The sequence below is a fragment of the Pseudomonas agarici genome (assembly GCF_900109755.1).
In the GTDB taxonomy this organism is placed as follows: domain Bacteria; phylum Pseudomonadota; class Gammaproteobacteria; order Pseudomonadales; family Pseudomonadaceae; genus Aquipseudomonas; species Aquipseudomonas agarici.
Window position 1 is genome coordinate 14,406 of the sequence record NZ_FOAR01000010.1, and the last position, 11,769, is coordinate 26,174.

At 60.5% G+C, this 11,769-nt stretch carries 10 protein-coding genes; 3 read left to right on the forward strand and 7 right to left on the reverse strand.

What is annotated here, in order from left to right; translation table 11 throughout:
- Positions 1–595: 595 nt before the first annotated feature.
- Entirely contained in the window at positions 596–1,471 is an 876-nt protein-coding gene (locus tag BMX68_RS11255) for a DNA/RNA non-specific endonuclease (RefSeq protein WP_017131260.1), read from the reverse strand.
- A gap of 232 nt (positions 1,472–1,703) precedes the next feature.
- On the opposite strand from BMX68_RS11255, the gene BMX68_RS11260 reads away from it, so the two are divergent.
- Together BMX68_RS11260 and rarD are read left to right on the forward strand one after the other, a co-directional pair.
- Positions 1,704–2,666, forward strand: a complete 963-nt coding sequence (locus BMX68_RS11260; RefSeq protein WP_017131259.1) for a class I SAM-dependent methyltransferase — start codon at positions 1,704–1,706, stop codon at positions 2,664–2,666.
- Positions 2,667–2,783: 117 nt separating this feature from the next.
- Entirely contained in the window at positions 2,784–3,668 is an 885-nt protein-coding gene (rarD, locus tag BMX68_RS11265) for an EamA family transporter RarD (RefSeq protein ID WP_026013095.1), read from the forward strand.
- A 231-nt stretch (positions 3,669–3,899) separates the two neighbouring features.
- On the opposite strand, the gene metC is transcribed toward rarD, so the two are convergent.
- The 6 genes from metC to BMX68_RS11295 all read right to left on the reverse strand — a co-directional run bounded on the left by metC (position 3,900) and on the right by BMX68_RS11295 (position 10,597).
- Positions 3,900–6,641 (reverse strand): cystathionine beta-lyase, encoded by a 2,742-nt coding sequence (gene metC / locus BMX68_RS11270; RefSeq protein WP_017131257.1) that lies wholly within the window; start codon positions 6,639–6,641, stop codon positions 3,900–3,902.
- Positions 6,642–6,667: 26 nt separating this feature from the next.
- Complete coding sequence (locus tag BMX68_RS11275) at positions 6,668–7,288, reverse strand: cysteine dioxygenase family protein (RefSeq protein ID WP_017131256.1); 621 nt, start codon at positions 7,286–7,288, stop codon at positions 6,668–6,670.
- 29 nt (positions 7,289–7,317) lie between these two features.
- On the reverse strand, positions 7,318–8,139 hold the full coding sequence (locus BMX68_RS11280; protein WP_017131255.1) for an amino acid ABC transporter ATP-binding protein: 822 nt from the start codon (positions 8,137–8,139) through the stop codon (positions 7,318–7,320).
- Positions 8,126–8,815 (reverse strand): amino acid ABC transporter permease, encoded by a 690-nt coding sequence (locus BMX68_RS11285; protein WP_017131254.1) that lies wholly within the window; start codon positions 8,813–8,815, stop codon positions 8,126–8,128. Before BMX68_RS11285 ends, BMX68_RS11280 begins: the two co-directional genes overlap by 14 nt.
- Positions 8,805–9,527: an amino acid ABC transporter permease gene (locus BMX68_RS11290; RefSeq protein WP_017131253.1), complete on the reverse strand. Its 723-nt coding sequence runs from the start codon at positions 9,525–9,527 to the stop codon at positions 8,805–8,807. Before BMX68_RS11290 ends, BMX68_RS11285 begins: the two co-directional genes overlap by 11 nt.
- Positions 9,528–9,763: 236 nt before the next feature.
- Positions 9,764–10,597 carry a transporter substrate-binding domain-containing protein gene (locus BMX68_RS11295; protein ID WP_017131251.1) on the reverse strand — a complete coding sequence of 278 codons (834 nt, stop codon included), beginning with the start codon at positions 10,595–10,597 and terminating at the stop codon, positions 9,764–9,766.
- A 243-nt stretch (positions 10,598–10,840) separates the two neighbouring features.
- On the opposite strand from BMX68_RS11295, the gene BMX68_RS11300 reads away from it, so the two are divergent.
- A complete protein-coding gene (locus BMX68_RS11300; RefSeq protein ID WP_017131250.1) occupies positions 10,841–11,698 on the forward strand; it encodes a LysR substrate-binding domain-containing protein in 858 nt (285 codons plus the stop codon).
- Positions 11,699–11,769 lie beyond the last annotated feature (71 nt).

Below are 11,769 nucleotides of genomic sequence, written 5' to 3' on the forward strand. Positions count from 1 at the left end.
GATTAATGGCTCACATAACTTCGATTCAATCGATAGCCTGCTAATCGATGACTTTATCTATGCACACGACTTTAGACACATCCTCCCGTTTGTCCAGCAGATGGATTAATAAACCTGCCGCTAATTTATGCTTTTTTCGTATACCTTCAAAATCCATGAGTTCTATACAGTAATGCCATAAAGATGGCAGCGCACCGAATAGCCCCGTTAATAGGCAAGATTGGTTTGTGAACCGCCCTCACAAAAAATCTGCTTTGATTACTTGATCGACGTGGTTGGCGCTGCCGGTAATTGATCATCGATTGTGTGAAGCCGCAGCGGTCAATCTTCTCGCTTTTTATGAACACTTTGGCTTTGGAACAGATGATTATCTTCAATATATGAGAGAGTGCCCTTTACTTTATTAGTAGAGGGCATCTCTCTTATATTAATACCGTCCAGTCCGAAACAACCCTGGGAAATTGCCGAGGGCGGATGGGCCATTCCGACAATCCTGACCTGGTACCGACTCCCACCCTGAACAGCAGGATTTCATTCAAGTGGCTGCGTGGCACCGGAACGATCCGCTCCGTGTAGACACGATCCGGGCCGTAGGCTAACCCTTGGCCAACGATCCCGACACCGGCAGGGTATCCAACAGGCGCAGCCCAGTGGTCTTGACGAAGGTCGGGTAGTCCATCGGTCGCTCGATGCGGGTTTGCGCATTCGGCAGCACATAAGCCCAGGCTCGCCCGGACGCACTGTCGTAGACCAGCTTGAACAGTCGCGTGGGCACCCAGACCTGGTTGTCGCCGATGGTCCCGTGGCCGTCGTCGAACAGCGGGCCGGTAAAGACATAGACGTTGCCCTCGGCACGCATCGCGAATTTGCGCACATCCGCCTCGACCTTGCTCCAGATTTTGCGGTTGTTGGTCGGATCTTGCGGCACCATGTTCGACAGCGCGAAGGATTGGGCCATGGCATTCGGGTTCGGCGCATCCGCCGCCGGCGACTGATGACCACGGTCCACTGCCGGATGCTGGCCACGGTAATCACTCAGTTCGGCCCGGCCGCCCTTGGGGATGCGCGGGTCCGGGTAGAACTGGTTGGTGCGCTCCTCACCCTTGGCGTCCTTCAACTGCGCGGAACTCAGACGCTCGACCACCACCAGCGGGGTCTTGCTGGTTTGCGAGTAGAGCACTGCGAAATGATCGGAACACAGCGCCAGGGGTTTCATGGTCGCCGGCACGCTGCCCAGGCTGATTGGCTTGGCGTTGGGGAACAACGTCGCACACCCCTCGAACGACGGCTGACGCTCCTGGCTGGAATAAAGATCGAGCGCCGCGCCCTGGCTGATGGAGCCGGAACCGTATCTCTGCTTTTCGTGGTGCGCCGGCGGGTCGAGAAAATCCAGCACACCACGCGCTTGCGCCGCGCCACTGGCGAACAACAAAAAGGCGGATAACCCTACTGCGATTTTACCTGGGTTCATGCATTGCTTCTTTGGATTGAGTGGTCGAAAAAAATCCTACAAAACCCTCTATATCGGGGCTCGGCGAGCCTTCTACCATCTGTCGAGAACAAATGACAGGAAAATCATCCGGCCCTCCCTTGAACGCATTTGCGTAGCGGCCCATTGACATCAATGAAGCCGATAAAGTCGCACGATTTTCCATCGGCATGGGGTTAAAATACGGGTCCTTTCAGATTGCCGATCCTGCCCGATGAATCCCCAAGCCCTGTCCCTCCTCCACACTCACCTGCTCGACGCCCTGGCGACCTGCCCGGAAGAAACCCGACGGCTGTTCCATGGGCGTGGCCGTTGCTGGCCAGGGCTGGAGCAAGTGACTGTCGACTGGTTACAGGGGGTGATCATGGCCTCCTTGTTCAAGGAGCCGGAGCCGGCACAACTCGCGGATCTCAAGCGGGTACTGCGCGAGTTGAGCCAGTCCGATGCCTGGAAAACCACGGGTGCCCATTCCCTGCTCTTGCAACACCGCTACCTGCCGTTGAGCCCCGCCGAATGGTTACTCGGCGAAGCCGTCGAAGAATGGACCCTGACCGAAAGCGGTCTGCGTTATCAGGTCGACCTGGACAAAAAGCAGAACAACGGCCTGTTCCTCGATATGCGCTATGGCCGCGACTGGGTCCGCGCCCATGCAGCCGGCAAACGTGTGCTCAATCTGTTCGCCTACACCTGCGGCTTCTCGGTGGCGGCCATTGCGGGTGGTGCGGAGCATGTGGTGAACCTGGACATGTCTCGTGCCGCCCTCGGCCGTGGCCGCGACAATCACCGCCTGAACGGCCACGATATGGGCAAGGTGAGCTTTCTTGGCCACGACCTGTTCAAGTCCTGGGGCAAGGTGATCAACAGCGGCCCCTATGACTTGGTGATCATCGACCCGCCCTCCTTCCAGAAAGGCAGCTTCCTGCTGACCAAGGATTACCAACGGGTACTGCGTCGCCTGCCGAAATTGCTGGCCGAAGAAGGGACGGTGCTGGCCTGCATGAACGATCCGTCAATCGGTTCGGATTTCCTGATTACCGGTATGACCCACGAAGCGCCAGGCCTGCGTTTCGAACAACGGCTGGAAAATCCGCCGGAGTTTCCCGATATCGATATCGAAAGCAGCCTGAAGGCGCTGGTGTTCCGCCGACAAAAGGCCGACGACATCCTTTCACACTGAAAACGACGCCATAGCGCAGCCACGCCCGAAAACCGCGCGACCGGTTTGCCTCGCCCGCCGTAAAGCATCAAGCTATCGGCCACCAAAAACCCGTACTCGCCCATCCGTGAGGCCGTTGTGTCCAGAGGTATTGTTTTATCGGTCTTGGCATCCTGCCTGTTCGCCATCCTGTATTTCTACACCGCCTCGCTCGAGCCGCTCAATGGCGAGGACATCTTCGGCTGGCGCATGCTGCTGACTGTGCCGTGCCTGACGGTGTTCATGTGGCTGTCCGGTGACTGGAAAGTGGTGCCCACGATCTTTATCCGCATTCGCCGACAACCGATATTGTTGGCCAAGCTACTGCTGTCCTCGGCGATGCTCGGCGTACAGCTCTGGATATTTCTCTGGGCACCGCTCAACGGCCACAGCCTCGACGTGTCCCTGGGTTATTTCCTGCTGCCGCTGACCATGGTGCTGACCGGACGCATCGTCTACGGCGAGCGTCTGTCGCGGCTGCAGACCATTGCCGCCCTGCTCGCCTGCAGCGGCGTGCTCAACGAGTTGTACCAGGCGGGCAGTTTCTCCTGGACCACCTTGCTGGTTGCCCTCGGCTATCCGGTGTACTTCGTGCTGCGCCGGCGCAATGGCACCGATAACCTGGGCGGCTTATGGTTCGACATGGCCTTGATGTTGCCGGTGGCCTGGTGGTTCGTGCAATACGGCGAACAAGGTTTTGCCGTGCTCGACCGGCGACCTGCGCTGTATGGGTTGATTCCACTGTTGGGGGTGATCAGCGCGGCGGCATTGATCTGTTACCTGTTGGCCAGCCGTATGCTGGCTTTTGGTTTGTTCGGCCTGCTGGGGTACGTCGAACCGATCCTGCTGGTGATCGTCGCCTTGCTGCTGGGCGAAAGCATCCGGTCATGGGAATGGCTGACCTATAGCCTGATCTGGCTGGCGGTACTGGTATTGGTGCTTGAAGGCGTGAAACGCGTGCTGGAACAGCGCCGGGCCTTATGACGGGCCCAGGACGTTTCACCGTGGAGGTAGGCCAGCCCGAGGGATCGTGACTTCCCTCGGGAGGCTAGTGGCCTGTACGGTGAGTTCGCCAGCTCGAGTTCGGATGCCACACGTCCATGGCCAAGACGCTATGACGAGTCATCGACGGGCTATGGCGAGCAATAGCAGCGCCGGCCAGGGGTGGGTGGCGCCGGCATTGACTCATAGAACGCGTCACGCAGGCCACTAGGCTCAGAGGGCGGCGAAGCCGCGTTGCAGATCCTCAATCAGCGAGGCGACCGCTTCCAGCCCGATATGCAGACGGATCACCGGGTGGCGCGACGGCACCGGGAACTGGCGATCGTCCAGATCCGCCAGCGTCACCAGGCTTTCATAACCCCCCCATGACGCCCCCAACCCGAACAGCTTCAAGGCGCCGATAAAGCGCTCGGCCTGCCGAGGGTCGGCCTCGGCGAACTCAAACGACAGCAACCCGTTGCTGCCGTTGAAATCGCGCCGCCAGAGCTGATGCCCAGGGTGCTCCGCCAACGCCGGATGGAACACCTGCCGGACCTGCGGTTGCGCCTGTAACCAGCGGGCAATCTCCAGGCCCTGGCGCTGGTGTACTTGCAGCCGCGCCGCCAGGGTTCGCGCACCGCGTAGCACCAGGAAGGCATCGTCGGGACTGACCGTGTTGCCAAAGCTGTCGCTCATCCGCGCCAACGGCTGCCAGGCGGCCTCGCTAGTGCAGACGCTGCCCATCACCACATCGCTGTGACCGGCCAGATACTTGGTCAGCGCCATGATCGAGATATCCGCACCCAGCGCCAACGGTCGATACTGGTACGCCGAACCCCAGGTGTTGTCGACTGCCACCAGGATATTGCGGGGTTTGCACAAAGCGACAATTGCCGGCAAATCGCTCAGTTCGTACAGCAACGAACCCGGCACCTCACAATAGACCATCCGCGTGGTGGCGCGCAGCCTGGATTGGAGATCGCGGCCATCCGCCGGAAAGTACTCGACATCGATACCGAAGGGACCGAGAAATTCCTTCGCCAGCCGGCGTACCGGCCCGTACACACCATCGGTAATCAATACATGATCACCCGGTCGCAGGTACGCCAGCAGCGTCTGCGCTACCGCCGCCAGGCCGGTGCTGAACAGCCGCGTGCGATAACCGCCTTCCAGCTCGGTCACCAGGTCTTCCAGGGCAAAGGCCGTCGGATTGCCACGGGCACCGTAGCTCAGCACCCGTTCGCTGTCGCGCCGGGTGCGGGCGTCGAGCATCTGTGCCAGATTGTCGAACAACACGGTGCTCAGGCGCGTCACCGGCACGTTTACCGCCCGAGCGCCGCTGCCATTGCAGGTCCGCGCGGCGTGCACCAGGCGAGTTCGCACATCGACCGGCGCGGTCGCCGGTGGCACTGGATTCAGACTGGCAATCTCGGCCTCGGTCATCTGCCCCAACAGACCGATTTCCCAAGCCAGGTACTGGCGTGCCGCGTCCTTGTTAACGGAGTGCCGGTCGTGGGTGAAGAACAGGTAGTCGATGCAATGCTCATCAGGCAAAGCCGAGGTGTCCTTCACCAGTTTCAGGCCGGCCTCTTCCCAGGACTTGATATCTCCTGCCAGCACTCGTGCCTGGGCGCGCTGGGCCGGCGGCAATTCCAGCAACGCCAACTGCGCGACCGCCCGGTCTGCAACGACAAGCACCAGTGGCCGCGTTTCATTCGCCACCTGAGCGGCCAGCAAAGGTCGGATCGACCATTGCGAGCCAGCCAGATGGCTCTCGCGGAAGGTCATGCTCGGACGCAGGTCGATCAGCGCCACGCGCTCTTGGGCCAAGGCCCGCGACAAGCTTGTCGCGTCGAGGGTGGGCAGTTCGGAGAATGGCGGCGAAGTCGGCACCGGCAAACTCAGGTCGCTGTGCAGGCCTTCCTCAAGGACCCGCGCATCGTGACCTAATTGACGCAACCAACTGGCAACAACCGGCGCGCGCACGCCATCGTCGTCGAACACCACGACCCGCGCCCCGCGCACACCGAGATACAGGTCGGTGTCCTGGATCAACTGGCCACCCGGTGTATGTTGCGCACCGGGCAGACTGCCCAGAGCAAACTCTTCGGCACTGCGCACATCGCAGAGAAACAGGCTGTCCTCGGTGCTTTCGGCCCAGGCACGAACCTGCACCGCTGTCACGCTCGGCACGCCGACGCGAAGCGCCAGTTGCCGGGCCGCTTCGCGCTGCTGCTCAAGCTTAGCCGGCGGCGCCTCGTCGCGATAACGCCGAGTGCTGCCATGTTCCAATTGCAAGTCGGCGAGAAACCAGCCCTGGGTGCCGTTTTCCAAGGCATAGACCGGGTTCTTCACGCCCAAGTTGATCAGCGTCTGCGCGCCGATAATGCTGCGGGTACGACCGGCACAGTTGATCACTATCGGCGTCGTCTCGTCCGGTACCAGGTCGTGCAGGCGATAACTCAGTTCGCCGTTCGGGCAGCAAATCGAACCGGGAATGGTCATCTGCAGGTATTCGCCGAATGGCCGACCGTCGAGCAGCACCACAGGCTTACCCTCGGCTTGCCAGGAAGCCAGTTCGCCTGCGCTGATATGCGGCGTATGGCAGACTTCCTCGACCCGTTCGCCAAACGCCTTGGACGGTACATGGACTCCCGCGAACAACTGCAAGCCGGCAGCCTGCCAGCCTTCGGCGCCACCTTCGAGGCGATGCACCTGACGGTAGCCAAGTTCAGCCAACCGCCGTGCCGCCCGTAACGACAGCTCACCGCCGTCCTGGTCATAGATCACCAGGCGTACCGCCAGGTTCGGCGCCAGGCGCCGGGCTTCCAGCTCCAACCGGCTATAGGGTAGATGAACACCATGAAACAGATGCGCCGAGCCGTACTGGCCGTACTCGCGAACGTCGAACAGGGCAATTTCCCGGCCATCGAACAACCACGTCTGTAACTGCACCGGAGTCACGGTTGTGCTCATAAAAGCTTCGCCTTGGGATAAAGAAGTCATTCCAACACCAATTCACGAGCACGAGCATAGGCATTGATCGAGGGCGTCATCTGCGACTTGTTGTAGTTGAGGACAGTACCATCGTCGCGCACGCCGTAACGGCCCTCCAGGGACTCCAACGGACGGCCATAGAGATGGAAGTGCAAGGTTGCCTGTTCGCCATCGACACGGATGCTGTGCAGGTCTTCGCCGAGGAAAGCAATCGACGTGCCGGGCTGCACCACCACTTCACGTTCCAGCTCCAGCACCGCGTGTTGCGGGTCGGCGCCGTCGTCGCGGCGGACATAGACGCGGTTCAGCTCCTGGCCTTCGACGGCGCTGATCACCGCCCACGTCTCATGGTTGTGGGCGATGGTGTTCTTGCCCGGTAGCAACGAGTTGAGGTACAGAGTGGGGGTGTCGCCATCGTCGTTCAGGCGGTAGCGGAACGCGCTATCGCCCTCGCCCACCACCGGCGCCGGAAAGTTTTCGAAATTGAACAGCTCACGGCGTTCGGCCAGCGCTTCCAGTAAAACGATGATTTCTTCCAGTGCCGCGCGATCGACGCCGCGCTGATGGATGGCGCGGATCTTCACCAGGAAAGATTCGATCACGTCGGTGCGTTCGGTGGTGCTCATGGGCAAGCTCCTTATCAGGTGAATCACGATCAGATGGACAGGCTCAATGGACTGATATTGCTCAGCCGGAACGGGTCGGCCTGCGTCGGGCGGCGGTGGACGTCGCCCAGGGCATGCCGGAGGAATTCGCGGGTGCGCTCGCTACGTGGTTGCTGGAAAATCTGGTAGGCACTGCCGGACTCGACGATCCGACCGTTCTCGGTGAAATACACCACGTCACTGATGTCCTCGGCGAAACGCATTTCATGGGTCACCAACACGCAGGTCATGCCTTCCTCGGTCAGCTCGCGAATCACTGTCAGCACTTCGCCAACGGTTTCCGGGTCGAGGGCCGAGGTCACTTCATCGAACAGGATCAGTTCCGGGCGCATCGCCAGCGCCCGAGCAATCGCTACCCGTTGCTGTTGGCCACCGGACAACTGGCCGGGAAAGGCCTCGGCCTTGTGCTCCATGCGTACTTTGGCCAGCAACCGGCGGGCTGGCGGCTCAGCTTCGGCGCGGCTACGCCCAAGCACCTTGCAGGGACCGACCAACAGGTTTTCCAGCACCGACAAGTGCGGGAACAGGTTGTATTGCTGGAACACGAAGCCGACCCGCTTACGCAGCTCGATCAACTCAGCTTCACGGCGCAATAGGTGGACCTCGGTGCCGCCGACACGGATGCTGCCGCGCAGCGGCTTGAGCAGCCCGGTGATACAGCGCAGGATAGTCGATTTACCCGAACCGGACGGGCCGATGATCGACACCGCCTGGCCGCGCTGGATATCCAGGTCGATACCCTTAAGCACCCGGTTGGTACCAAACGAGAGGTGCAGATCACGCAGACTGGCGAGCGTTTCAGTAGAAGGCATAACGTCGCTCCAGGCGTTGGGTCAGACGGGAAATCGGGTAGCAATAGGCGAAGAACAACGCCAGCACGCTGAAGTAGATCAACACGGTGAAGCCGCTGCGGTTGACGGTGTTGCTGGCGATCTGCGCAGTATCGATCAGGTCATGCACGCCCACCAGCGAAGCCAGGGCGGTGCCCATGGTGATCACCGCATAGAGGTTCATCCATGGCGGTAGCATGCGCTTGAAACACTGCGGCAGGATGATCGAACAAAATAGCTGGCGGCGACTGAGAGCCAGGGAGCGAGCAGCTTCCCATTGAGTGGCGGGAGTCGAGCTGATTGCCCCGCGAAAGATCTCCGCGACGTTGGCGCTGGTGGGTAAAGCCAGGCCAATGGTGACTTTCAGCCAGTCGGGAAATGGCAGATAGTGGCTGCCAGCATGGACTTCGAATGGGAACACATAAGTGGTGAAGTAGATCAGCACCAGCCACGGGGCATTGCGAAACAACTGCACCCACAACCGCGCCGGCCAGCGCAGCAGGCGCAATGACGACAACCCCAGGGCGCCAATCGGCAGGCCCACGGCAGAGCCGATGACAATTGCCAGCAAGCTGATCAGGATATTCTGGCCAAAGCCCACCGCCAGCGCCGGGGACCAACGCAGCAACGATTCGATCACCGACCATTCAATGGCCATAGCCAGGCATCCTCAGGCGCGCTTCAAGGTAGCGGCCGACACAATTGACGATAAAACTCAGCAGGCCGAAAAAGCTCAGGATCAGCAGCATCAGCTCCAGCACGTTGTCGCTCTGAGTCCAGATCATGATCGAGGCGTAGGTGATGTCACCGACGGCAATGGCCGAGGCCACGGCGGTCATCTTCACCAGATCGATCAGGTTGTTGACCAGCGACGGCAAGGCAAAACGCAGGGCCAGCGGCAGTTGCACATTCCACAGCAACTGCCAGCGGCTGAAGGCCAGGGAGCTGGCGGCCTCCAAGGTCACCACCGGTACCGCCTCGACGCCGGCCCGCAGGGCTTCAGCGTGAAACGCGCCTTTGTGCAGGGAAATCACGATCACCACCCAGGCGAACGGCGTCAACGGGTTAGCGGCGCCGACGGCCTGGGTCAGCAGCATGTTCAGCACCAGGAACGCGCAGTACAGCTGTACCAGCGTCGGTGTGTTGCGGGTCACTTCGACAAAGACTCGTGCCGGCCACGCCAGCCAGCGATGGCCGCTGGTGAGCATCGCCGCCAAAGCCAGTCCCGCCAGCAGGCTGCCGATAATGGCCAACAGGCAGAGCAAAACGGTGGTCCAAGCGCCATTGACCAAACTGCCGCGCTGATAGGCATCCAGCAGGAAGCCATAATTGAGGCTCAGGTGCCCGGCCCATTGCACAAAGCGCTCCATCAGCCGTGGTCCTCGACTCGCCCGACACAGGCATCGACGATACCGGCCAACAGAGAGTCTGGCCGGCTGATCTCGGCGCGAGCCGGAGGTAGATATTTGAGCATTGGGAGTGTCCTTGAGAGTTCGCGGGGTGTGGCGACCGTCTTTGCTGGCGCGACCGTCCCCACACTGCCTGTGTCAAGCTCTCAACGTGGGGGAAGTGCTTGCCTGAAGAGGCTCGTGGAGCGACAACGGGTTCAGCCCTTGAACTGGTTATGCCATTCCACCAGGGCGGGCGACGCCGGAGTGAGGTGATTGCGCGTCTCGGCCTCGATCAGCCAGCCACTGCGATGCAGCTCCTGGACCACGCCATCCAGGCGTTTCTGGATATCGGTTTGCCCCAGGCGACTCCAAATCACCGACGGCGCCGGATTCAACTCCGGGGTCAGCGCTCGGTAGTCCTTCCACTCGGGATTGTCGGCCAGCAATGGGTTGATCAGCGTTGCGTCATGCACAGCCGCCACACAGTTGTTGCCACGCAGCGCCAGCAGCGACTCCGAGGAACTCTTGAACGCCTTGAGGTCTACACCCAGCTCGCTCAGCGGCTTGACGTAGCTGCTACCCTGGGAGGTGCACACCGGCTGGCCCTTGAGGTCTTCCCAACGGCTGATCTTGCTGTCTTTCGGCACCGCAGCGACACCTCCGACCCGGTAGAACGGCGTCGGCACATGCCCCAGCAGGGTATCGCGCTCGGCGGTCCACTCCATGTTGGCGATCAGCAGATCGACCTTGCCCTGTTGCAGGAACTGCACCCGGTTGGCTGGCAATACCGGGACCAGTTCCACCGGCACATTGAGATCCTTGCCCAGGGCATTGGCCAGGTCGACGTTGAGGCCCCTGGGGTCCTGTGTGAGCGGGTCGATGGAGCCGAACGGCCCGCCGGATAACAGCACACCGACCACCAGCCGGTGCCGTTGCTGGATCTTGTCGAGGGTTGCGTCGGCCTGCGCGGATCCGACTACGCCAAAAGCGAGCACCGCGCCCAGTACGGTGGGTAGAAAACGCTGGATCGATGTGCGCGTGAACTGCATGGATATCCCCTCGGTGGCGATCGGCGTCTCCCGACCTCGTTGCCCACATGCTAGGGAGCGCTCCATCGGAACGGAAATTCAAATATCTAATATTGTTATAACTTTCTAGTTATTAGGTTTTTAAAAAAAAAGACATAAGCCGCATTTATTGGGTCATTTAAATTCAGCAGTAATTTTTTCTCGCCAGATACATAAGAATCCGTAATCTATTGAGCATCACCCTTGATATGAATTCGAACCGCCATGCCCTCTACGATCCTGGACCTGGAACTGCTGCGCACCTTCGTCGCGGTAGTCGATCATCACAACTTTGCCGAAGCAGGCCAGCACCTGGCCCGCACCCAATCGTCGGTCACCCAGCAAATGCAACGCCTGGAACATCAGGTCGGAATCAGCCTGTTCCAGAAACAGGGCCGGCAGAAACAACTCACCGAGCCTGGCCGGCAGTTGCTGCGCCACGCCCGGCAGATGCTCTCGCTGAACGATGAAGCACTCAACTCAGTGCGCGAGAGCCACCTGAGCGGCGTACTGCGTATTGGCTCACCCCACGATATCGCCGAGACCCTCCTGCCGCCGATCCTCAGCCACATTGCCCGCTCGGCGCCCCGAGTGCGCCTGGAGATCGATGTGGGACGCAGCCCCTACCTGATGGAGGATCTGCACCGGGGCAAGATCGACATGCTCATCTCCACCCGCGAGGACTCGCGCCTGCAAGGCTTCGCCCTACGCACCTCACCGGTCTGGTGGATCTGTTCGACGCAGTACCTTCATGTGCCCAGCGAGCCGCTGCCCTTGATCCTGATCGAGGAACCGAGCATCTATCGGCGTTATGCCCTGGAGGCGCTGGAGCGTGAGGGGATTGCCTGGCGCCAGGCGTATCTGGCGTCAAACCTGATCGGCATCAAGGCGGCGATTCGCGCCGGGCTCGGGGTGACACCCCGCAGCATGGAGCTGCTGGGACCCGATATGCGCGTACTGGGGGAAAACGACGGTTTGCCACGACTTCCGAACATTACCTATTACCTGTGGATCCGTTCCAACACGGTCAACCCGTTGGTACGCCGGGCCTATGATCTGATCCGCACCAGCCAGGGCCTCTAGTGGCCTGTGTGGCTAGTTCTATGAGTCAATTTCGGCGCCCTAAATCCCTGGCTTGCGTTGCTGTTCCTCGC